The 22,363-nt window shown below is 53.0% G+C and carries 23 protein-coding genes, 1 tRNA gene and 2 riboswitches; of the genes, 6 read left to right on the forward strand and 18 right to left on the reverse strand.

All coding sequences use genetic code 11. The features are described 5' to 3' along the window. Nucleotides 1–44 precede the first annotated feature (44 nt). The 11 genes from glyA to PUT07_RS33395 form a co-directional block, all read right to left on the reverse strand. The gene (gene glyA / locus PUT07_RS33345; RefSeq protein WP_274473122.1) at nucleotides 45–1,295 is read right to left on the reverse strand and encodes a serine hydroxymethyltransferase; all 1,251 of its coding nucleotides are present in this window, start codon (nucleotides 1,293–1,295) and stop codon (nucleotides 45–47) included. A gap of 44 nt (nucleotides 1,296–1,339) precedes the next feature. Then, nucleotides 1,340–1,945: a TIGR01440 family protein gene (locus PUT07_RS33350; RefSeq protein ID WP_274473123.1), complete on the reverse strand. Its 606-nt coding sequence runs from the start codon at nucleotides 1,943–1,945 to the stop codon at nucleotides 1,340–1,342. Nucleotides 1,946–1,963: 18 nt separating this feature from the next. Next, nucleotides 1,964–2,422, reverse strand: a complete 459-nt coding sequence (gene rpiB / locus PUT07_RS33355) for a ribose 5-phosphate isomerase B (protein WP_274473124.1) — start codon at nucleotides 2,420–2,422, stop codon at nucleotides 1,964–1,966. A gap of 102 nt (nucleotides 2,423–2,524) precedes the next feature. Beyond that, nucleotides 2,525–2,605: riboswitch (ZMP/ZTP riboswitch) on the reverse strand. Nucleotides 2,606–2,667: 62 nt separating this feature from the next. After that, entirely contained in the window at nucleotides 2,668–3,264 is a 597-nt protein-coding gene (locus PUT07_RS33360; RefSeq protein ID WP_274473125.1) for a low molecular weight protein arginine phosphatase, read from the reverse strand. 45 nt (nucleotides 3,265–3,309) lie between these two features. Continuing rightward, the gene (locus PUT07_RS33365) at nucleotides 3,310–3,870 is read right to left on the reverse strand and encodes a manganese efflux pump MntP (protein WP_274473126.1); all 561 of its coding nucleotides are present in this window, start codon (nucleotides 3,868–3,870) and stop codon (nucleotides 3,310–3,312) included. Between the two features lie 63 nt (nucleotides 3,871–3,933). Beyond that, entirely contained in the window at nucleotides 3,934–4,998 is a 1,065-nt protein-coding gene (locus PUT07_RS33370; protein WP_274473127.1) for an L-threonylcarbamoyladenylate synthase, read from the reverse strand. 31 nt (nucleotides 4,999–5,029) lie between these two features. Continuing rightward, the gene (spoIIR, locus tag PUT07_RS33375; protein ID WP_274473128.1) at nucleotides 5,030–5,785 is read right to left on the reverse strand and encodes a stage II sporulation protein R; all 756 of its coding nucleotides are present in this window, start codon (nucleotides 5,783–5,785) and stop codon (nucleotides 5,030–5,032) included. A 250-nt stretch (nucleotides 5,786–6,035) separates the two neighbouring features. Further along, nucleotides 6,036–6,920, reverse strand: coding sequence for a peptide chain release factor N(5)-glutamine methyltransferase (gene prmC, locus PUT07_RS33380; protein ID WP_274473158.1), 885 nt, complete (start codon nucleotides 6,918–6,920; stop codon nucleotides 6,036–6,038). After that, nucleotides 6,920–7,996: a peptide chain release factor 1 gene (prfA, locus tag PUT07_RS33385; protein WP_274473131.1), complete on the reverse strand. Its 1,077-nt coding sequence runs from the start codon at nucleotides 7,994–7,996 to the stop codon at nucleotides 6,920–6,922. The genes prmC and prfA overlap by 1 nt, the downstream gene beginning before the upstream one ends. A gap of 33 nt (nucleotides 7,997–8,029) precedes the next feature. Next, complete coding sequence (ychF, locus tag PUT07_RS33390; protein ID WP_274473132.1) at nucleotides 8,030–9,130, reverse strand: redox-regulated ATPase YchF; 1,101 nt, start codon at nucleotides 9,128–9,130, stop codon at nucleotides 8,030–8,032. 79 nt (nucleotides 9,131–9,209) lie between these two features. Beyond that, the gene (locus PUT07_RS33395) at nucleotides 9,210–9,944 is read right to left on the reverse strand and encodes a PilZ domain-containing protein (RefSeq protein WP_274473133.1); all 735 of its coding nucleotides are present in this window, start codon (nucleotides 9,942–9,944) and stop codon (nucleotides 9,210–9,212) included. A 91-nt stretch (nucleotides 9,945–10,035) separates the two neighbouring features. Continuing rightward, nucleotides 10,036–10,123: riboswitch (cyclic di-GMP riboswitch) on the reverse strand. A gap of 297 nt (nucleotides 10,124–10,420) precedes the next feature. Here PUT07_RS33395 and tadA point away from each other — a divergent pair. Together tadA and PUT07_RS33405 are read left to right on the forward strand one after the other, a co-directional pair. Then, a complete protein-coding gene (gene tadA, locus PUT07_RS33400; protein WP_274473159.1) occupies nucleotides 10,421–10,909 on the forward strand; it encodes a tRNA adenosine(34) deaminase TadA in 489 nt (162 codons plus the stop codon). 47 nt (nucleotides 10,910–10,956) lie between these two features. Beyond that, nucleotides 10,957–11,030: transfer RNA gene (locus tag PUT07_RS33405), tRNA-Arg, on the forward strand. A 472-nt stretch (nucleotides 11,031–11,502) separates the two neighbouring features. On the opposite strand, the gene PUT07_RS33410 is transcribed toward PUT07_RS33405, so the two are convergent. The 4 genes from PUT07_RS33410 to PUT07_RS33425 form a co-directional block, all read right to left on the reverse strand. After that, on the reverse strand, nucleotides 11,503–13,848 hold the full coding sequence (locus PUT07_RS33410; protein ID WP_274473135.1) for an AraC family transcriptional regulator: 2,346 nt from the start codon (nucleotides 13,846–13,848) through the stop codon (nucleotides 11,503–11,505). A gap of 81 nt (nucleotides 13,849–13,929) precedes the next feature. Continuing rightward, nucleotides 13,930–15,456 (reverse strand): extracellular solute-binding protein, encoded by a 1,527-nt coding sequence (locus tag PUT07_RS33415; RefSeq protein WP_274473136.1) that lies wholly within the window; start codon nucleotides 15,454–15,456, stop codon nucleotides 13,930–13,932. Nucleotides 15,457–15,490: 34 nt separating this feature from the next. Beyond that, entirely contained in the window at nucleotides 15,491–16,393 is a 903-nt protein-coding gene (locus PUT07_RS33420; protein WP_274473138.1) for a carbohydrate ABC transporter permease, read from the reverse strand. A gap of 21 nt (nucleotides 16,394–16,414) precedes the next feature. Beyond that, on the reverse strand, nucleotides 16,415–17,320 hold the full coding sequence (locus PUT07_RS33425; RefSeq protein WP_274473160.1) for an ABC transporter permease: 906 nt from the start codon (nucleotides 17,318–17,320) through the stop codon (nucleotides 16,415–16,417). Nucleotides 17,321–17,594: 274 nt separating this feature from the next. On the opposite strand from PUT07_RS33425, the gene PUT07_RS33430 reads away from it, so the two are divergent. Genes PUT07_RS33430 through PUT07_RS33445 form a run of 4 tightly spaced genes read left to right on the forward strand, consistent with a single transcriptional unit; the run spans nucleotide 17,595 to nucleotide 21,142 of the window. Beyond that, the gene (locus tag PUT07_RS33430; RefSeq protein ID WP_274473139.1) at nucleotides 17,595–18,791 is read left to right on the forward strand and encodes an MFS transporter; all 1,197 of its coding nucleotides are present in this window, start codon (nucleotides 17,595–17,597) and stop codon (nucleotides 18,789–18,791) included. A gap of 38 nt (nucleotides 18,792–18,829) precedes the next feature. Continuing rightward, nucleotides 18,830–19,465 carry an RNA polymerase sigma factor gene (locus PUT07_RS33435; protein ID WP_274473140.1) on the forward strand — a complete coding sequence of 212 codons (636 nt, stop codon included), beginning with the start codon at nucleotides 18,830–18,832 and terminating at the stop codon, nucleotides 19,463–19,465. Continuing rightward, nucleotides 19,462–19,911 (forward strand): anti-sigma factor family protein, encoded by a 450-nt coding sequence (locus tag PUT07_RS33440; protein ID WP_274473142.1) that lies wholly within the window; start codon nucleotides 19,462–19,464, stop codon nucleotides 19,909–19,911. Before PUT07_RS33435 ends, PUT07_RS33440 begins: the two co-directional genes overlap by 4 nt. A gap of 28 nt (nucleotides 19,912–19,939) precedes the next feature. Beyond that, the gene (locus tag PUT07_RS33445; RefSeq protein WP_274473143.1) at nucleotides 19,940–21,142 is read left to right on the forward strand and encodes a hypothetical protein; all 1,203 of its coding nucleotides are present in this window, start codon (nucleotides 19,940–19,942) and stop codon (nucleotides 21,140–21,142) included. 249 nt (nucleotides 21,143–21,391) lie between these two features. On the opposite strand, the gene PUT07_RS33450 is transcribed toward PUT07_RS33445, so the two are convergent. The 3 genes from PUT07_RS33450 to PUT07_RS33460 are packed head-to-tail and all read right to left on the reverse strand — an operon-like array spanning nucleotide 21,392 to nucleotide 22,093. Next, complete coding sequence (locus tag PUT07_RS33450; protein ID WP_274473144.1) at nucleotides 21,392–21,559, reverse strand: small acid-soluble spore protein P; 168 nt, start codon at nucleotides 21,557–21,559, stop codon at nucleotides 21,392–21,394. Between the two features lie 15 nt (nucleotides 21,560–21,574). Next, entirely contained in the window at nucleotides 21,575–21,724 is a 150-nt protein-coding gene (locus tag PUT07_RS33455) for a hypothetical protein (RefSeq protein ID WP_274473145.1), read from the reverse strand. A 24-nt stretch (nucleotides 21,725–21,748) separates the two neighbouring features. Next, nucleotides 21,749–22,093: a hypothetical protein gene (locus tag PUT07_RS33460; protein ID WP_274473146.1), complete on the reverse strand. Its 345-nt coding sequence runs from the start codon at nucleotides 22,091–22,093 to the stop codon at nucleotides 21,749–21,751. Nucleotides 22,094–22,363: the final 270 nt, after the last annotated feature.

The raw sequence follows: 22,363 nt of genomic DNA on the forward strand, positions 1-22,363 counted from the left end.
CAGGCGGACAAAAAAGAGCAGGGAATCCCCTGCTCTTTCCTTGATTAGTATGTCAAACCTGGGTATAGCGGATATTGCGCCGTCAAATCTTTCACCATGCCGCGAGCTTTCTCCAGCACAGCTTCGTCTTTCGGGCTTTTCAAAGTCAAAGCGATGACTTTCGCGATTGTTTTCATCGCTTCTTCGCCCATGCCGCGGGAAGTTACAGCCGGCGTACCCAGACGGATACCGCTTGTGATGAACGGGCTGGTCGGGTCGAAAGGAATCGCGTTCTTGTTCGCTGTAATACCGATCTCGTCAAGCACGTGCTCGGCATCTTTACCGGTGATGTTCAGGTTGCGCAAGTCAACCAGCATCAAGTGGTTGTCCGTACCGCCGGAAACCAAGTTAATGCCTTCCGCTGTCAGCGCTGTTGCCAACGTTTGAGCGTTGTTGATCACGTTCTGACCGTAAGTTTTGAACTCCGGCTGCAGCGCTTCACCGAAGGAAACGGCTTTCGCAGCGATTGTGTGCATCAAAGGTCCGCCTTGGGAACCAGGGAATACGGCTTTATCGATCGCCGCCGCCCACGCTTTGCGCGTAAGAATCATACCGCCGCGAGGACCGCGAAGCGTTTTGTGCGTCGTTGTCGTTACGAAATGTGCGTGAGGCACTGGATTCGGATGCAAGCCGGCAGCTACCAGACCTGCGATATGCGCCATATCGACGAAGAACAGAGCGCCTACATCGTTAGCGATAGAAGCCAGCGCTTCGAAATCGATAGTGCGCGGATACGCGCTTGCGCCTGCAACGAGCATGCGAGGCTTATGCTTGAATGCCGCTTTACGTACATCGTCGTAATCGATGCGGAAATCTTTCTCGCTTACGCCGTAAGCAACGAAGTTGTACAGAATACCGGATGCATTGACAGGGCTGCCGTGCGTCAAGTGACCGCCGTGCGCCAGGTTCATCCCAAGCACCGTGTCGCCAGGGTTCAATGCCGCCAAGTAAACAGCCATGTTGGCTTGCGCACCGGAGTGCGGTTGAACGTTCGCGTGCTCAGCTCCGAAGAGCTCCTTCGCACGATCGCGAGCGATATCTTCCACGATGTCTACGTACTCGCAGCCGCCGTAGTATCTTTTGCCCGGGTAGCCTTCAGCGTATTTGTTCGTCAGCACCGTGCCCATCGCTTCAAGAACGGCTTGGCTTACGATGTTTTCCGAAGCGATCAATTCAATTTTGTCGCGTTGACGGCCTAGCTCGAGGTTCATCGCCTCTACGATTTTCGGATCTTGTTTGCTCAAAAAGTTTGTCATATGGAACTCCTCCTATAAGATAATCTTTTGTCTAAAATAAAACCCTAGCAATCCGCATCCGGCGCGGCTTGCCGATATAACTGCTCAGCAGCCTCAGGTGTATAAACGGCTCTCGTCCCGCCGACCAGCTTCGGACGGGTGAACGCCATCGTCACATAAGCGTGGCCGATATTTCGTACGGGCGGTCTGGCCGGTACGGCAACCCTGCGCAAATGCATGCCGATCAACGTGCTGCCGATATCGATGCCGGCGTGCGCCTGAATCGTCTCGACAACGACCGGCTTGGCGAAGTGGCGGTACGCGTACGATGCCATCGAGCCGCCGGCCTTAGGCACCGGGATGACCGACACAGGCTCAAGCTGAGGGGAGATCGCCAAGAGCTCCTCCTCGATCACGAGCGCGCGGTTCAAATGCTCGCAGCACTGATAAGCCAAGTGCAGCCCGAACTCGCGGCTGATGCGCTGCGCCGTCTCGAAGATCGGCTTCGCTGCATCGAGTGTCCCCGACGTGCCGATCCGATGCCCGAGAATCTCGCTCGTGCTCGTTCCAATAACCAGAATGTGGCCCGGCCGAAGACCTCCCACCTTGACCAACTCGCGAAGATTCGTTTCCACGCCCTCTGCAACCGTGTGAAGAATGGAGTCTGTCATCGTCTCACCCGCTCCTGCTTAAGGATGAATCGCGAAGCGATCTTCGATGCTTTGCACTTTGTTAATGCGATTCCGGTGGCGTTCGCCTTGCGAAAACTCGGTTTCCAGCCAAATTTTCACGATTTCCTCCGCCACACCGGGCCCTACGACCCGCTCGCCGATCGCAAGCACGTTCGTATCGTTGTGCTCACGTGTCGCTTTTGCGGAGAAAAGGTCATGCACCAAGGCACAGCGGATACCAGGAACCTTATTGGCGGCAATGGACATACCGATGCCCGTTCCGCAGATCAAGATCCCTTTATCGGCTTCTCCCGATACGACTTGCTCGCAAACCTGCAGCGCATAATCCGGATAATCCACCGAATCCGCACAATTACATCCATAATCGATAACCTGATGACCTAATGATTCAATAAAAGGAATGATAACATCTTTCAAACGATAGCCAGCATGATCCGCACCTAAGGCAATTTTCATGTAAAAACGCTCCTTTGCTTGTTCGAATTCGACCATCCTATTATATCCCAAAGTCCACCAGAAAACGAAAAAAAGAGCGAACACGCTAGAAATAGCGCGTTGCTCTTTTGCCCAGGCGACCGGCCGTATAGCTCAATGCTCCATTGTGGTTAATCCCACTCGTCGCCAGTTACATTGAGTCTTGATTGATATATTCATCATATCGCATTCTGACCGAGGTGTAAAGATGTATCCTGCTGCCATTCTTAGGCTTTCGGACCTTCTCCGCCTTCGCGAAGCTTCTGCACCAATTTATCCAAACTCCGGCTGATTTCCTCCGCCGTCTTCCGGTAAACCTCCAAGGAGCCGCCGAACGGATCGGAAATGTCATAGTCGGGAATTTCATCTTCAAGCGTATAAATGCGGTTTCTCTCTTCCACCGTTACAGTTTGGGATAGCGCCCGTTTGAGCTGAAGCTCTGTCACCAGCCGCTCCCTCTCTTCGATGGCCTGTAGGATCCGGTCGTCGTCCTCTACGTATTCCTTGAGGGTGAACGTCTTGTCTACGGCGTCCGGGAACCGCTGAATCACCGACCGTTTGTGCCCCGTGGTCATCGTCAGAATGAGATCGGCCCACTGCACCTCGGACTCCTGAATCGCTAACGAACGAATGTCTTCCTTGAAACCTGCCTCCTGCAGCAGCGATGCACTATTCCGGGAAATGGGAGCGCCCGTTACCGCAGATACACCGGCTGAACGAACTTCCGCCGCTAGTCCTTCTTCGTGCACTCGAATGCGCAGCAAACCTTCGGCTAACGGACTGCGGCACGTATTTCCCGTACAAACAAATAGAATTCGCAACATGAACCCCTCACTTTCCGTTAATTCGTCTCTACCTCTTCTATTGTATCATAGCAAAAACTTGATCCCAAACGCGAGCAAAATCAATCCGCCGAACGCCTCGCCGTACTCCCCGACCCAGCCGTTGACCCGTCGTCCAACCAGCAAGCCCGCAATGGAGAGCAGCCCCCCGAACAAACCGAATGCAAACACGGTCAGCAGGATATCCGTCGCAAACATGCCCAATGAGACTCCTACGGAGAAAGAATCGATACTGACGCTAAGCGCAAAAATCGTGAGCCCCCAGAGCGTTCGATGATCGAAGGAAACCGCTTCTTCTCCGCGAACCGAACTATATACCATATGTGAGCCCAGAAGGATAAGCAGACAGCCCCCCGCCGCAGTGGCGACATTGCCAAGCAGCAGCGAGACATATTGTCCCATGAACATGCCCATCAGAGGCATGATGATATGGAAAATACCGATCACGATGCTGATTTTCAGAATATCGAGCAAGCGAATGCCCTTCATACCGATGCCGATCCCTAAGGAAAAAGCATCCAGCCCCAAAGCAACCGCCATAATGAGTATTGTGATCAGTTGCCCTAATTCAACGTCAGTCCCCAGCATCTTGCTTTCCCCCTTGTCCGCTTTCTTCTCCAAGATATGCGGACAAACAGGGAATCATGCTAGCTAAACGCGTACAAGCCGGTGACCGGCAGCCTTACGCAGCCGATTCATAATGGCATGGCCAATCCCCGTCTCCGGGCAGCCCTCTGCGGCAATATACCGGATGCCTTCCTGATCGAATTGCCTCAACGCAGCATACAGCTCCTGAGCAATCGTTTCCGGTTCGGCCAGCGAGCCGCAGGCAATGACGAGATCGGCCTGGAATCGCCCGGCTCTCTCCTCATACGTGAGAATGCCGGTTGACTCCCCTCTCTCCTTGGCAGCGCGGACGTCTTCTTGGATCCAGGCGGCCACGGCTTCCGAATCCTCGCCGTACACGATATGCATATATCCCTTCGGGGCGTAATGCGTATACTTCATGCCTGGCGCGCGCGGCGTTTCGGCGGCCCGCACCTCTTCCCGCTCCTGATCATGCACACGGACATGCGGAAGCGCAGAGCGGAGCTGCTCCGCCGTCACGCCGCCGGGGCGCAGTATATATAACTCGCCGTCTGCGAGCTGGATCACTGTCGATTCCACCCCGACCCCGGTGCCTTCGCCGTCCACGATGCCGCCGATGCGGCCGTCCAGATCGTCGCGAACATGAGAGGCCATCGTCGGACTCGGTCTGCCGGAGCTATTGGCGCTAGGTGCGGCGATAGGGAGGCCGGTTTCCCGAAGCAGCTCCAGAGCAACGGGATGGTCGGGGATTCGTATGCCTACCGTCGTTAATCCCGCCGTCACTAACGGCGAAATGCTGCCTGTAAGTACAGGCAGCACGATGGTTAGCGGACCAGGCCAGAACGTGTCCATTAGCATTCGGTGGTCAGGCGTGAGGGACGCCGGATCGATGAGTCCTGCGAGCTGCTCCGGATCTGCGATATGGACGATTAGCGGGTTGTCCGAAGGTCTTCCTTTAGCTGCGAATATGCGTTCCACCGCACGCGTGTTCGTCGCATCGGCGCCAAGCCCGTATACCGTCTCCGTCGGGAAAGCGACCGTCTCCCCGTCCCGCAGCATAGCCGCCGCTTCTATGAGGGCCGTGGATCTCTCTCCTGTGCCCGGTTCCACACTCCAGTATGTTGTCACGATATGATCATCCTTACTTCTAAGTTAATGATTAACTGAACCAGCTGACTACTTTCTTGACCATTTCCCAGACGAAAAATTTAACCTCCGGCTGAGCGTCCTTCGTTTCCTTCGCTTGCTTAGCGTCAGCGGAATCCGCCGCCGGTTTGGCTGTCCCATCCGCTTTCGCTTCCTTGGACGGCTTCGCTGAAGGCTCGGCCGTTTTGCCTGCTTTAGCTGCTGCAGGCGCTTCTGCTTGCTCGGTTTTCGTGACAACGGCTGCCGCTGCCACTGCTTCACCCGATACGGAATCTACGAAGCACAGCGGCGGGAACAACACGCACCACCAATTCTGTCCTTCCCCGCTGCCGATCGTCACGCGAAGCGCTTCGTAATCGCCTGCCGGATATACTTGATTGCCGTACATTTTCGTCGGAAACGGCACTTGGCCCAGCTCGACCGTGTGCGTATAACGGTAACCCCGCTCTTCGATCATTTGTCCGACCAGCGCATCGAACTCAGGCAAATGAGCGGTCACAACCGCTCTAGCTTCTTCCAGCGATTGCGGGCCCACAACCCACTCCTGCATGCGCGCGATAATGGCATCGCGAATCTCGCGTTTCAATGCTTGATCCTGTGCGGAATCCGAGTTTGCTAGAATGCGCAGGCGAATGGATTCTTCCGGAATGACAGGGGAAACTACCGCCGCATTCGTACGATTCGATTCCCAACAAGCGATCATCACAATAAGTGCAAAAGCAACTAATAATAAACTCTTATATGAATGGCGTTCCGTTCTTTTTACCATGAGGAATAGCCCCTTTCCCTTCGCTTCTACTAGCCAGTATAGGCAAAAAGAGGAGAGGCTAAACCTAGCAATCTATTAAAATTTATAGTTGATAGAGTAGATAGATTTGGGAGAAATGAAATGGAGCTTGGAGCTTGATACCCGCTAACGGACTGACGAGCCGTGCAAACCGGCATTAGCGGCTGCTCAGTCCGTTAGGGCAACAAGGGACCCTAACAAGGACTCGCACACGGGCTCCGAGCAGGCCCCCCTACTCCCGCGCCCGAATCGCCAACACATGGCGATCAATGCCCTGCAGATCCGGCACGAACCGGATCTCCTCCCACTCGGCGGCGGCCCGCAGCATCGCCGCCACAGCCTCCGCCTGCCGAATGCCGACCTCGAACCCGACCACGGTCGGGATCTGCGGCAGCTGCGGCAGCTGCATAATCATCCGGCGGTAGAGGTCGAGTCCCTCGGCACCACCGAATAAAGCTGTGTGCGGCTCGTACAGCCGCACCTCCGGCATCAGCGCCGGGAGCTCGCCATCAGGGATATACGGTGGGTTGGACACCAGTATATCCGGAGCGATCCGGCGCTCGATATAAGGCTCGAGGAGATCGCCCTCGAGCCACGTCACCCGCGCAGCCACTCCGTGGCGCTGCGCGTTCGCGCGGGCCATCTCCAGCGCTGCCGCGGAGATGTCGCTGGCGGCCACGCGCCAATTCGGGCGCGCGTGAGCGACGGTCACCGGGATGATGCCGCTCCCGGTGCCGACATCCGCAAGCAGCGGAGCGCCTTGCGGGAATAAACGCGAGCCCTCGTGAAGCAGCGCCTCCACGAGGAGCTCCGTCTCCGGCCGCGGGATCAGTACGGCCGGGCTTACCGCGAACGGAAGGCCGTAGAAATCCTGCTCGCCGGTAATGTACTGCACCGGCTCGCCCGCGGCCTTCCGTTCCACCAGCTGGCGCCATGAATCCGCCAGCTCGGCAGGGAACTGTTCCTGGAAGCGGAACAGCAGTTCCGTCCGGCTGCAGCCCAGCAGATGCTGAAGCAGCAGCTCCACGCAGGAAGCGGCCTCCGCCACGCCCAGCTTCCCTAAAAAAGAAGAAGCCTCTGCATAGGCTTCTCTAATCGTCATCGAGGCAGTCGGCATCACATCGCCTGCTCCCCTTTATCCAAAGCATCCGATTGTGCGGCAATCGTGAGCGCTGACACAATTTCCCCCATGTCCCCGTTCAGCACGGTGTCCAGGCGGTGCAGCGTCAAGCCGATGCGGTGATCGGTAATCCGGCTCTGCGGGAAGTTGTACGTGCGAATCCGTTCCGAACGGTCGCCTGTTCCAACCTTGCTCTTACGCTCGCCCGCGTATTTCGCTTCCTCTTCCTCACGCATTTTGTCGGAAATCCGCGCACGCAGTACGCGAAGCGCTTGCTCCTTATTGGAGTTTTGCGATTTCCCGTCCTGACACGTCGCCACAATCCCCGTCGGCACGTGCGTCACTCGAACGGCGGATTTGGTCGTATTAACGGACTGACCGCCCGCTCCGCTGGAGCAGAACGTATCAACGCGAATATCCGCGTCGTTAATGACAATCTCCACTTCCTCCGCTTCCGGCATGACGACAACCGTCGACGTGGACGTATGAATACGTCCGCCGGACTCCGTTACAGGAATACGCTGTACACGGTGCGCCCCGCTCTCGAACTTGAGCTTGCTGTAGGCGCCTTTCCCCGTGATCATGAAAATAATCTCTTTGAATCCGCCCAAATCGTTCACGGAAGCATCAAGAATTTCCGTTTTCCACCCTTGAGCATCCGCATAACGCGTATACATCCGGTAGAGATCGCCCGCGAACAGCGCAGCCTCGTCCCCGCCTGCCGCACCGCGAATCTCCACGATGACGTTCTTGTCGTCATTCGGATCTTTCGGCATCATGAGCACCCGTAGCTGCTCTTCCAGCTTAGCGGATTGCTCGCTCAGCTCCTCAATCTCCATTTTGACCATTTCGCGCATTTCATCATCCAGCTTCTCGTTCTGCATCGCTTTCGCGTCTGCGAGCTGTTGTGTTACGCTTTTGTACTCATTATAAGCATCGTAGGCTTCCTGAAGATCGGATTGTTCCTTCGAATATTCTCTAAGCTTCTTCGTGTCACTCGTTACATCCGGGTCACACAGCAGCTCGCTTAATTTCTCGTAGCGGTCCACAATGGACTGAAGTCGATCCAACATAGAGGATCACTCCTTTCTTGATTTGTAATTGCCTTATACGTTGAAACGGAAATGCATAACGTCGCCGTCGTTGACGACATATTCTTTGCCTTCCAGGCGAACTTGGCCCTTCTCCTTCGCGCCATTCATTGAACCGGCTGCAACCAGATCCGTGTAGGATACGACCTCGGCACGAATGAATCCGCGCTCGAAATCGGTATGAATAACGCCTGCCGCTTGCGGAGCTTTCGTTCCTTTGCGGATCGTCCAGGCTCTTACTTCCTGCACGCCGGCTGTGAAGTACGTGTACAAGCCAAGCTTGCGGTAAGCCGCTTTAATCAATCTATTCAAGCCGGACTCTTGAAGTCCCAACTCTTCCAGGAACATCGCTTTTTCCTCGTCTTCGAGCTCGGCGATTTCGGATTCAACCTTGGCGCTGATTGAAACAACCTCGTTGTTTTCTTTTGCCGCGTATTCTTGAACCAATTTCACGTACGGATTCTCGTCCGCGTTGGCGACTTCGCTCTCGCTCACATTCGCGGCATACAGCACCGGCTTCATCGTTAACAAGTGCAGGTCACGAATCAACAGCTTCTCGTCATCGCTCAATTCGATGCTGCGCGCAGGCAGATCGTTGTAGAGCACTTCTTTGAGGCGTTCCAGCGTTTCAACCTCGGCCGCAACTTTCTTGTCGCCGCTCTTCAGGTTTTTGCGGGAGCGCTCGATTTTCTTCTCGACGGACTCAATGTCGGCCAAAATCAATTCGAGATTAATCGTCTCGATATCGCCGATCGGATCGACTTTACCGGAAACGTGGGTAATATTATCATCCTCAAAACAACGGACAACATGCACAATAGCATCCACTTCGCGAATGTGCGCCAGAAATTTATTTCCAAGCCCTTCGCCCTTGCTCGCGCCCTTCACTAAACCCGCGATATCCACGAATTCGAAGGCTGTTGGAACAATGCTCTTAGGGACAATCATCTCTACCAGCTTGTGCAATCTCTCGTCCGGCACTTCAACTACCCCGACATTCGGATCTATCGTACAGAACGGATAGTTCGCAGACTCTGCGCCCGCCTGTGTAATTGCATTAAACAATGTCGATTTTCCTACGTTCGGTAGACCGACGATACCTGCTTTCAAAGCCATTGTAGTTACAACTCCTTAATTTATAGAAACTCATCCTTCTTATTATATAGTACTTGGAACGCAAAAAAAAGCCTGAAGGCTACTGATTCGCCGCAGACTTTTTTTCCAGTGCTTTTTTCGTCTCATTTTCCCGCTTCTGAACGAAGTAGGTTTCGATCTGATTTTTTAAAATAAAGCCGCGCAGCGCGTTTGTTTTCGCATCCGGGATACGGACGAAGCTCGCTCCGTAATACCAGCCCTCATTCGTCTTTTCCTGGCGGACGATCTCCATGGTACAGGGGACCAGGAAACCCAGAATCAGCTCCACTTCGAGTCGAGATTGCTTTTGGATCACTTTCTCCAGCATCGTATTCTCAGGAATGGTAAACCCTAATCCATTGACAGAAATATTGCGGATCGCGAATCGGATTGGGTCGTCGAACCGATGTTTATCTCTTCTGTTTTTGTCCTGAAGGGCGAAGAGCAAACCCTCATTCTTCACATCCACGCGGGGAAATTCCCTTTTCTCCGTAAATTTCTTGCGGTTTTCCGGTGGGTTCAACACGATGACGGAGCCCTGCTCCTTGGCGACAACCGCGGTTTCCATTACGAACAATCCGGATTTGGTGTATACGGTCATTTTGCATTTGTCCCCAAGCGCAAACTTGTCGTATTCCGTCAGCTCCACCTCAATAATGTCGCCGAGCGCGTATGTCAGCACGCCCGTGGCCACATAGTCCTCCTTGCTCAGCATCGCCTTGCTTTCAAGCATGACATCGGCATCATACCCCTCCTTGCCGCCATAATATTTGCCTTCTTTTGCTCTGGTACTCACCCTCTGGAACCCTCCGTTCCGCCATAAAATTAAAATAGACCGCCCCTCTGCCGGGGACAGCCTATTACCGCAAACCTAAAAAAGCTTGATTGCCGGTAACCTGGCTGTCATAGTTCCTTCGGAACGGTAGACCCACGGCTTTGCGTCCTTGCCTTTCGGCAAGTTTGCCATTATCGAATCATACTTTAGTCGCTAAATTGGTCAAAAAGACCTATGTATATTTCTTATTATACTGACGTTTGTCTAGATGATCAACAAAATCCCTTGCATACAAGCGGTATATAGTGTAAGAATGTTAAAGAATCACATATCCACAATTTTTCGAGTTATACACATTGTTATCCACAGGTTGTTAACAACGAATGCTTGTTCGTTTTTTTATGCACATGTGGATAAACATTTTTTTGGCGAGGTGTCCCTTTGTGGATGAAAATAAAAGTGTTAACGAGCCGGGTGCTCATCTGGAACATGAACCTATAACAGGTTCTACAGGTGAAAGTGAAAGCGAGCATGAGCATATCCGGTGGATGAGGGCGGCTATTGAAGAGGCGCGCAAAGCCGAGGCGATTCGGGAGGTCCCGATCGGCGCCGTCGTCGTCCATCAAGGCCAAATTATCGGCCGCGGATACAATCTCCGTGAAACGACGCTCGATCCCCTTGCTCACGCGGAGATGATTGCAATTAAGCAGGCAAGCGAGCATTTGCAGGCATGGCGCTTGCTCGACTGCAAGCTCTACGTCACGCTGGAGCCCTGCCCGATGTGTGCAGGCGCGATCGTGCAGGCGCGGGTCCCGCAGGTCATCTACGGCACGACCGACCCGAAGGCCGGCTGCGCGGGCACGCTGATGAACCTCCTGCAGGAGGACCGGTTTAACCACAGGGTCGATGTGGTCAGCGGTGTGCTGCAGTCCGAGTGCGCGACGATGCTGACGCAATTTTTCCGCAAGCTGCGGGGCAAGGAATAGTCACGTTGCGCAGGGCAAAGCATCCGTGTTAAAATAAACGTTGCTATGCGCCCGTAGCTCAGCAGGATAGAGCAACAGTTTCCTAAACTGTAGGTCGTACGTTCGAATCGTATCGGGCGCGTCAAGAAGGCTGTCCCCAAAGCAGATCATCTGCTTTGGAGGGCAGCCTTCTTTGTTTTATCAGCTAATTCTCCCGGACAACCTTTGCACTTCAGGGCTTCCTCGATCTTCTCCCGTTACTGGCTGCTTTCTGCGCTATCCACATGTGGATGAAATCGGCCTGTCCCGACAGTTAAAGAAGCCGAATCAACATGAGCACAAATTGGCACTTTTCGATATGAACAGCGGTATAGAGGGAGGATCGCTGCGGACAAGTGGACAAATCCTTGCAAGAACAATAAAGAGGGTTGATAAGTTCGCCAACCGCTTAATCCAGACAATTTGTGCGGTGCATGAAGTCATAAACAGTCAAAAAAGCAGTCGAAAGCTCGGCTCCCGATAGGGGAGGAGGCGGCTCAAGCCCGCGCTGGACCTGCTATCGGCTCGCTTACACGCAATTGCAGAAATCGACAGCAAAAAGAGGGAGGTTTCGCTCACCTCCCCTTGTCCCGGTACTGCCCGGGGGTCATATTCTCATATTTCCGGAAGAGCCGGATGAAATAGGACGGCTGGTAGCCAATCATCTCGGCAATCTCGTTGACTTTCAGATCGGACTCGACCAGCAGCTTCTTCGCCTTATCCATGCGCAGCGAGATTAAGTAATCGATAAAATTGACGCCATTGATCATTTTGAACGCCTTGCTTAGCGCATAGGTGGTCGTATTGAAGGCTTCCGCACATTCCTCGAGCGAAATATCGCTGTTCATGAACCGTTCATGCAGCCGGTCCGTCACGCGTTCGACCAGACGCCTCATATGAATATCCTGATATTCGTTCAGTCCTGCAAGATAAGGGGTTATCACCTTCTGCTGGAAGAAACGGACGATCTGCTCCGGCTCGCGAAGCTGGTTAAGCTGCTCATACAAGTTATATCCCTCGAAGAAGTGATGCGGGTTATAACCCGATTCCAGCATCGTATGCAGCATACTGCCCAGTACCTGCATGACACCGTCCTGCAGCAGCTTCTCCTTGCTGGACTGGCGGACGAGCTCTTGAACGAAGCACTCGATAAGCTGCAGTGACTGCTCGTTCTGCCCCATCCGAATCGCCTGCATGAGCTCCTTCTCCAAGGCGAACGGGTAATGTACGTCATCATTGGCGCTCGGTAGCATTTCTTCCAAATCCAATACCTGGTGATCGGCCTTCAGATCCCGGTAGCGAATGGCACTGCGCAGGAAAACGAGCAGCTGCGGAAGATCCTGCACTTGCGACGTCAGATTCCCCATGCACACCGTGGTCTGTATTTTCAGCAGAGAGCTGATGGTATGCCCCATATCGTCGGCTAACAAATACAGCTCATCCTTAACCTGCTGCTTCGTGCGATCCATCGGATAGGACACTAGGACGCCGACGGTCATATCCTGGAAGTTCATAATTTCCGCGTTGTAGCTTCGCATCTTCACCATTTCTTGAGCGATGTTCGCAGCAGCGAACGTCGCCAGCTGCTCCTCATTCTCGAGGAACCGCCCGTCTCCCTTGGCAAATCCGCTAATCTGTACGAGCAGCAGCGCGAACCACTGGGAGTCCGTCGGCCAATCGAAGCTCTCCAGCCGGCCTCTCAGCTCCGTCTCGCTAAGCGAATAGAAATGACCTTGTACGAGCTGCAGAAGGAAAGCCGACCGAAGCGCGGGGTAAGCCTGATCCAGCTTCGATTCCAGCGCTCTGCTCTCTTGGCTGAGGTGCTTCCATTCCCGCTCGATGAACGCCAGCTCATCCCCTTGGCTTTCCTGTGTAGGCTTGTAATCCTTGATGACGTTGACCAAGCGCATGATCGGCTTATAGATGCGCTTGGAAGCTACCCAGGAGAGCAGCACGGCGACCAGCAGCCCTATGCCCCCGATGCTCAGCATGCTTCTCGACATAAACTCGACGGGAGCCGTCAGCTCCGACAACGAAGTGGCGGTCACGAACTTCCACAATGTGCCGGAACGGAAGAACTGGCCGTAGGAGACAGAGTAGGACGCCCCATTGTGTTCCAGAATGTGCGAGCCGATGTCTTCGGTTCGTCCGACGACGCTTTCCCGTACGGCGCTTTCCAATTCGGCATGCGCCTCGCCGGCGTTCTTTTGCGAGACGATAATATGTCCGTCCTTACTCATGAGGAACGACGCACCGTTGTTATCAATAGTCATTTCCTCAACCATTTGGACCAATTTTTCACGATCCAAGTAGAGAATCAGCGCTCCATACGGCTCTCCCACACTAGGCAGCTTCTCAATCAACGCAATGTAGGAAGCGCCCGGCTTTCCATTGACCTTCGGCAATGATTCCCACCAGAATACGCCCCGCTTCTGCTCCATCAACGTGTGAAAGATATCCCGGTCCTGCTCGCTCGTAAGCGGCACGATGCCGTCAATATCCGAGATCATGACAGGATCCTGCCTGTCCAAGTACAGCTGCGCCTGTTCGATTAAGGGATACGCTCCCTTCATAAGACCTAAGAAGCGGTATAAGTTCTGTGTGGTGTTGTACTCATCTTTCAAATTGATCTCTGCAAGCCGCGAACCCATTCTGCTATCCAGCGACCACTGCGTAGCGGCCAGCTCAAGCTGAGCCAGATTGTCATTCATGCGATCCATCGTTTTCTTCAGCAAGACGTCATGATTGTGCATGATCTCTTTCTCAATGTGAGTTCGTCCCGTAATGTACGAAGTGTACCCGATGATGACTGTAGGCAAGCTGGTAATGCACAGCACCAAGATTAAGCTTCTACGATAAAAATTGCCTCTGCCGGAACGATGCGTCCACCAATACCAACGCTGTCTCCATCGCATCCACATGCGAATCCCTCTCTCGTCAAATACCGAAACCCCCGCGACGGCGCAAATTTTTCGCGCATCGGGGGGGTGGGTACTATTTATTTATTTGCCGCCGTTACGCTTCTGGTAAGCGGCATTCAATTCTTCCGTGATTTTGATCAAGTCCGGATCCGCTTTCAGTTTAGCTACATAGCTGTCCCAAGCGCTGAGCGGTTCTTTGCCCATAATCACTTTCGTTTTCATATCCTGGATTTTCTTTCTTAGCTCCGTGCCGACTTTCTGGTTCGTATCGGAGTTTAGGCCAAGCGCAGGATCGCCGGTGCTGATTTTGACTTTTTCGTCGATGATTTTCTTGTTACGCTCCAATACGTCGTTCGGCATGCCTGTGCGGTATGCACGCAGGTATTGATCGTATTTCAAGAAAATTTGGCCAAGCGCCTGTTGAGCTACGATATCTTTCTTCGCTTGCTCTGTCGGCGTCTTAATGCCGTCTTTCTCGGTATAGTGAACGTCCTTCAAGCCAAAGCTCGCCAAATCATAGCCTTCTTGCGTCGCGCCGTAATCCATGAATTTCAGCAGCTGCTTTACTTTGGCCTCAGGCACGGATTTCGGGATGGCGTACATACCGAAGAATCCGCTGTCTTTGTTGGAGTAGCCGTTAAGCGATACGAGCGGGATGAAATCCGCCTTCGGATTCGTTTTGCGCAGCTCCTCCGTCGGCTCCCACGCCGCTTCCGCCGTATCCTGGAAGCCGCCGCCGCGGTTTGCTTTCAACAGATCTTTGGCCTGTGTATTTTTGAGCACCGCGATGTCCTCAGGAATCAACTTCTCCTGATACGCACGATTCATCCACGTCAGCGCTTCCTTCACCTCAGGCAGCACGTTGACGTTGACCAGCTTGCCGTCTACGAGCTTCCAATCGCCGTTGACTTTGGTGAAGCTGTTCTGCAGCTGACCCATATAGGACATGCCGTTCTGGTCAACGAAGCCGATATATCCGATGGTGTCATTCTTGCCGTTGCCATCCGGATCTTTCTCAACGAACGCTTTCAATACCGTATATAATTCATCCGTCGTTTTCGGAATGTCCAAGTGCAGCGTATCCAGCCAATCCTTGCGCAAGTAAGGGAATCCGCCGCCGTCTGTCGGACGGGCACGCGGAATGCCGTAGGTTTTGCCATCCGCCTGCTTCGTGTTCTCCCATGATTCCTTCGGATACTGCATCAAGTTCGGGTAATCCTTCAGCATCGGCGTCAATTCCCAGAATGCGCCTTGCGCCACCATACCGCGGACTTGCGCGCTGAACGGATCGTCGAGCAGTATCAGGTCGGGAATGTCGCCGGATGCCAGCGTGACGTTAATTTTGTCCGCATAGTTATTCGGTGAAACCCATGTAATTTTGAGCTTCGTGTTCGTTTTCTTCTCGATTTCTTTGACAATGACGTTGTCGGGTCCCGGAGGCTCCGGCGTGTAATACATCGTCATGATGCTGATCTCCGTCGGTTTGGCGGATGCCGTCTCTCCCGCACCGCTTGCCGGAGCGTTGTCCTTGCTGCCGCAGGCCGCGAGGATGGAGGATACCAGAAGGGTTGATGCGACTACGCTAATTGCTTTCTTTTTCATAACCATGATTGTACAACCTCCCCAAATGTTTAAACCATTGCTATTCTTTAACCGAACCAACCATCGCACCTTTGGCAAAATGCTTTTGCAGGAACGGATATACCAACAAAATCGGTACGGTTGCAATGACAACCGCAGCCATCTTCAGGGTTTCCGGAGGAATCCGCTGCTCGGACATCATTTCCGCCGCGGCGCCGCCGCCTGCAGCCGTTGAAGCGTCAATCAGCATGTTTTGCAGCAATACTTGCAGCGGCTGCTTGGTGAAATCATTGATATAAAGAAGCGCCGTGAAGAACGTGTTCCAGTAAGCCACGGCATAGAATAACCCGAAGGCGGCGAGCGAAGGCAGTGATAGCGGCAAAATAATGCGGTACCACACGCTGATATCGTTGCAGCCATCGATTCTGGCTGATTCCTCCAAGCTGGCCGGAATACTGTCGAAGAATCCTTTCATCAACAGCACGTACCAACCGCTGGTTAGAACGGGCAGAATGAGCGACCAGGTGCTGTTAATCAAGTGCAGGTCTCTCACCAACAAGTAAGGGGGAATAATCCCCGGGTTGAACAGGGTCGTCAACAAAATAAGCAGCATGATGAATTTGCGGCCCTGCAGTCTTTTGCGGGAAATGGCATAAGAGAGACAGGATGTAACCAACAAACTGAGCGCCGTCCCGACGACCGCCAGAAATATGCTGTTTCCTATCGCATGAAGGAACGCATCGGTAGACATCAGGTACTTGTAGGAGGCCAAGCTCCACTTGGTCGGAAGCAATTGGAACTCACTGGACAGATAGCTCGACGGATCGCTGAACGAGACGACAAACACGTAGTAAAGCGGGAAGAATGTAATAATCCCCAGTACGGCAAGCAAGATTGCATTCACCGCGTTGAACACGCGATCACCTTTGGAAGCGATAGCGGTAGCTGTAAATTCAGATGACATCGAGAGTTCCTCCTTCCCTTTCTAGTAGACGCCGTCTTCGCCGAATTTCTTGGCCAGCTTGTTCGCCCCGATGACCAGCAGCAAACCAACGACGGACTTAAACAATCCGACAGCGGTGCTGTAGCTGAATTGGCCCTGCTTCACGCCAAGCCTGTACACATAGGTATCGAACACGTCGGCTACCTCGGAGACGGCACCGTTCATCATTAGGAACACTTGTTCGAATCCGACATCCATGATGTGACCGATACGCAGAATCAACAGAATGATAATGACCGAGCGGATACCCGGCAGGGTAATATGCCACATTTGGCGGAAGCGGCCGGCGCCGTCCATTTTGCCCGCTTCATATAATTGAGGATCAATACTAGCCATGGAAGCCAGGAAGATGATCGTCCCCCAACCGGCATCCTTCCAAATCGACTGGGCCGTCAGCATGCCCCAGAAGTAGTTCTTGTTCGTCAGGAAATCGACCTTATCGAAGCCTAAAGCGACCAGCATTTGGTTGATAGCTCCGTCTCCTGTTGAGAACAGGAGGAAGGTAATCCCCACGATAATCACCCAGGACAGAAAGTGAGGCAGATAGACGATCGATTGAATGACTTTCTTATATACCATATTTCGTACTTCGTTCAGCATTAAAGACAGTAGAATCGGTAATGGAAAAAAGAGCACTAACGATAAAACGTTGATCGCTAAAGTATTTCGAAACAGAGTGAAAAAATCCGGGTTAGAGAAAAACCGCTGAAAATGCTCCAATCCCACCCACGGGCTTCCCGACATGCCTTGATAAGGCGAATAGTTCTGGAAGGAAATGACGATCCCCCACATCGGTACATATTTGAAAATAAGGAAGTAGAGCAGCCCCGGAAGTGCCAACAGGTATAGAAATTTGTCCCGGGCGATGCCTGACCAGACTTGTTTCATTCGACTTGCGCCCACTTGTATGCCTCCATTCTCCTTATGATGATGCCGGCCTGCGGGTGCTGGCCTGTGACATGATCCAATGTACACGGCGTATCCGTTTCCATCAATGATCCATTTTTGTACGGCGGAAATCGCCCGGAAACGGCGAAAAATCAAGCAATTGCCGGACGGTTTCCAAGCGTTGCCTTATTTTGCAATGATCCCGTCATAGCCTTGATCCGGCCAAATGATCTATAATAAACGGTAGATTAGATAGGTAGGAAAGGAGCTCCCCGTGGCGATTAACAAAATACCAAGCTCTTATCGCATTCCTTTATTCTGCGCAGTCACCCTGCTGTTCTGGATGTCCATGTATACGAGCGTTCCCATTATGGCCCCCTACGTGGAATTCCTCGGCGGAAGCCATCAGTTGGCCGGTTGGATCGTTGGCATGTATGGAATTTCCCAAATGCTGCTGCGCATTCCCGTCGGGATCATGTCGGACCGCTTTCATAAACGAAAGCTCTTTATTACGTTCGGCCTGTTCTTCACGGCGATTGGCGGACTCGGCCTCTGGATCACCAAGGATTTCACCTGGATCCTCGTTCTCCGGGCGCTGGCCGGCGCGGCTGCGGCAACGTGGGTCGATTTCACCGTCTTATTCACGAGCTATTACAAACACGAGGAGTCAACGAAAGCGATCGGCACCATCTCCTTCTTCAACTCGCTGGGCCAGGTGCTCGGCATCCTCTCCGCCGGCTGGGCGGCTGACGCAATGGGCTGGGAGGCCGCCTTCGTACTTGGAGCGCTGCTCGGGCTGCTTGGATTTGCCGGTTCCTTTTTCCTGATTGAGAAAATCGAGCCCGATGCGCCAAAAATTACGCTGCGCGGCATCAGTGACGTAGCAACGGACCGTACGCTGCTGTTCGTGTCTTTATTGGCGATTTTGTCGCAGGTGCTGATTTTCGCCACCGTGTTCGGATTTACGCCCGTCTATGCAACGGAACTTGGGGCCGATAAATTTTCTTTATCCCTGCTCTCGCTTTTCGCGAACGTCCCGGTCGCCATTGCATCCTTGTTCGGAGGACGGAAATGGGCGGCCAAATACGGGGAGAAGCGTATGGTTGTGAGCGGCTTCCTGCTCATGGGGATTTTTACATTTACAATACCTTTCACGCATCATTTATGGTTGCTTATGATTACGCAGGCTATTGCCGGCTTCGGGCGCGGCCTTTCGTTCACGCTGCTCATGGGGATGAGCATCAAGCATATGCCGGCGGAGAAGCGGGCGACTGCGATGGGATTCTTCCAGGCGATCTATGGTCTGGGCATGTTCGTCGGCCCTGTGCTGATGGGGGTTATCGGAGATTGGTTCTCTCTCCACGAGGGGTTCATTATCCTTGGCGTATTGGGCGTATTTAGTGCGCTGCTGTCTCAATGGTTCGTGCGCAGTAAACCGGCCATACCAGCCGCCAAAACAGCGGCGCTCTAAAGCGATAAGAGCGGATCTTCGCGATCCGCTCTTTTTATTTGGGCTTATGTGCAGGGGTTGGCGTCGTTACCTTCGTCTATTCATGCGGAGAGGAGGAGAAGCACATTCAGGAACGAGAGTTAGTCGAACGCATATTGAATGGGGATCAAGCGGCATTTCGTGAGCTGGTTGCCACTTATCGTCAATATTTGTTCCAAACAATCTATGCCATCGTACGCCATACGAAGGATGCCGAAGATTTATCGCAGGACGTCTGGTCCCGAATTTACTTCTCCCTCCCTCAGTACCAGATGAAAGGGCTCAAAACATGGATGACCCGCATTGCGGTCAACCGTGCGATCGATTTCAAGCGCTCGGCGAGCAGGCGCAGGGAAGAAGTCACTGCCGAGATGGAAGATTCGATACAAGCCGACCCAACGGCCGGTCCCTATCCTTCGTCTTCCCATAGTGTGGAGCAAGAGGTCATGACGAGAGAGACGACGGAGCTCGTGCGCCGCAAGCTCCATCAAATTCCCGCGAATTACCATGAAGTTTTAACGGCCTATTACATTCATCATCAATCGTACCAAGACATTGCCGCTGCCAATGGCGTCACGGTCAAGACGGTCGAATCCAAGCTATATAGAGCCAAGCAGTGGCTCCGCAACAATTGGAAGGAGGAGGATTTCCTGTGAAACATTACGATGGGCAAGCGTGGCAAAGCTACCTCGACGGGCAGCTGTCTCCCCAAGAAAGCGATGAAATGGAACTTCATCTATACAGGTGTGACGAATGCCTGGAGCGCTACATGCTCTGCATGGACCTGAAGTCAGACGCCCTGCCGGTCATGGAAACGGACGACAAACTTTTCACAGATGCTATACTTGCTCGAACAATGGGCACCAAACGATCCTGGTACCGCTCTACCATCGTCCATTATGGCATTGCTGCGGCAGCCACCCTGATTCTGGTCGCTACCGGCTTCTTTCACGGCTTGTCCCAGGAGCTGGGGCCGCAAGGCGCTTTCGGGCAACCCCCTTCTTCCGCTTCTTCCGCCCAGACACCGTCGCCGCACGATCAACCTTTTTCCGATCAATTGCTGAATAAAACGCTAAGTTGGCTGGATACATTGCAAAAATAATTAAACCATAAGGAGGTTTCCACCCTTCATGCCTACCAAAAGCAGCCTGGTCGCTCTGATGTTGTCCTTCATACCCGGAGCGGGTCATCTCTATATGAATCGAATATTTCGTGCGATGCTCTACGGGGCTGGTTTCTTCGGCCCGCTGTTTCTTATTTTCGTTAGCGTCGCCTTCTCTCACGTCGATGATGATCTTCTCATTTTCATGCTGATCATTGCCGCCTTCTTCGGAATCGTCAACATGATTGATATGATCATCTTCCTGCTGCGGCCGCAGCCTTATCACGGGCCGCAAGGCGCTGCCTACGAGGCGGACTCTTACGGACAGCCTTCCTGGGAGCCGAACCCGTACGCCGTACACGCCGCCGCGCAGCAGGAACGAACGAAAATCATGCTGCTCTCCTTCGTTCCGGGTCTCGGCCATTTCCAACTCGGGCTGATGCAGCGCGGTCTGACCGCCATGGTCGCGTTCTTCGGAGTCCCGGTGCTCGTCTTCTTCATCACCATGACGACCAAAAGCGACAGCTTCATGGCCTTCCTGCTGGCGATGCCGGTGTTGTGGTTCTACAGCATGTTCGATGCGCTGAAGCAGCAGGAGCGCAAGCAAGCCGGCTATGAAGTGATCGATCGGAGCATCTTCGACGACTTTCACCTCAGCGATGAATATGGGCGCAAAAACCGGACATTAGCAACGATTATCGCTATTTTCCCCGGAGCCGCTCATCTGTATCTGTCGATGAACAAACGGGGCATTCAGCTCATGGCGATCTTCCTGTTCTCGATCTATGTGCTCGATGTGCTGCGGCTGTCCCTGTTCCTCTTCCTGGTCCCGATTCTCTGGTTCTTTAGCTTCTTCGACGGTCTACAGAGCATTACCAAATATGAGAACGGCACGCTGGTCGATAAGCCGATCGTCGAGAACTGGACCTCCTATCACCGTTCCATCGGTATGGTGCTGATCCTGCTCGGCGGCTATTATATCTTCAAAGAAGTGATCGTTCAGTTTCTCTACCAGCTGTTCCCGCATACGAACTTTATGTATTGGGTGAATAACTTCGGCCAAACGTTAATCGTCGCGATCATCCTGATTGGCGGAGGCATTAAGCTGTTCTTGTATCGGAAGACGCAGCATGTGCCTGATGAGCGTTTCGTTCCCCGTGACGATTATGAGAGCTATGTGAACCGGCCCGCTCAAACTTACCTGGAAATCGACGAAAAAAAGAACCCCTAAGGGTTCTTTTTTTGTCAGTGATTGCTGATTTCTTTTAAACTTGTTACTCGCGAACCTTTAGGTAAATCTGCTTCTAAAACACGGTACGTGTCTTTGGCACATCCCCTCCAGCCTGATTAACAGGTATGAAAGTCCTCTATGCAACGGGTTGTTTCGCGGAGTGCTCCAACGGAACCACACCTCTCTGCTCACTGACAAGATATAGTATGTCCGGTTTGTCGAACTTTAAACATAATTGACGAAAAGATTTTAATGACCGTGGCCCGAACCTTCACTTTGCTGATTATCCCTCGAATGGTTGCGGTTTTTCACCTTTTTCGATCCGGATAACGGATCCTGTCTATGCTTGCCTTGGCTGCCGCCGGCGTTAGGTTGGTTCTGAGACGTGTCGGTCACTCCGTAAGCTTCTGGTTTCATTGTCATCGTCCCCCTCTAATTTCCATCATGATTTAATGCATCTTGATGCCGGTGATCATTCACTTGCTGCTGCATCTGTTGCGCTTGATGACTGTTAACTGGGGCTGCTTCCAAGTCCTTCGCTACATTTTGGAGATTTTTATCCCGCGATTTCTGCTTCGTCATGTGCATGAACTCCCCTTCGCATAATTAAACGTGTGTGACTCTGTGTAAGGCCTGCGCACATTCATGAATATGGCGAACATAATCATCCACCAAGTTCTGTACGACATCCCCGGTTTCGTCGATGTGCGTAGTCCCCCGCTGAACGTCCGTCAGGTCGACCTTAACCTCTCTGGCGTCCACGTAATTGACTTTGAAATCGAAGTTGTAGCCGGTGTGTCCAGCCGCCTCAATATGAACCCGAACCGTCTGAGGATCGGCTTCATCGGCCCATACACGCGCTTGATCGGTTGGCTGCAGCGTCGTCGGGAGCACTCGCATCCACTCTTGTACCAATTCTGCTTGATCAATCGTCAGCTTCTCATTGCTCATAAGTAACACCTCCACAAGTATAAAATGCGGAAGGAATCATCCTTTTATCCATGTAAAAAAACAACAACTGCCACGACGAATTGCTATCGTGGCAGCTGCTCGGATGCTGTTTACACCATCACCGATTGTAATAGCGCAGTAACTGCTTCCTGGCGTGTTCTGGAGCGAACTGGCTCCCTTGGGGTTCCCGAATCATACCGGCCTGCAGCAGCCCCTCTAGAGGCTTCCAGCGCGGCACAACAGCAGTAAAGGATGCCTCGGCAAAGTCTC

The sequence above is a fragment of the Paenibacillus sp. MAHUQ-63 genome (assembly GCF_028765165.1).
GTDB lineage: Bacteria > Bacillota > Bacilli > Paenibacillales > NBRC-103111 > Paenibacillus_E.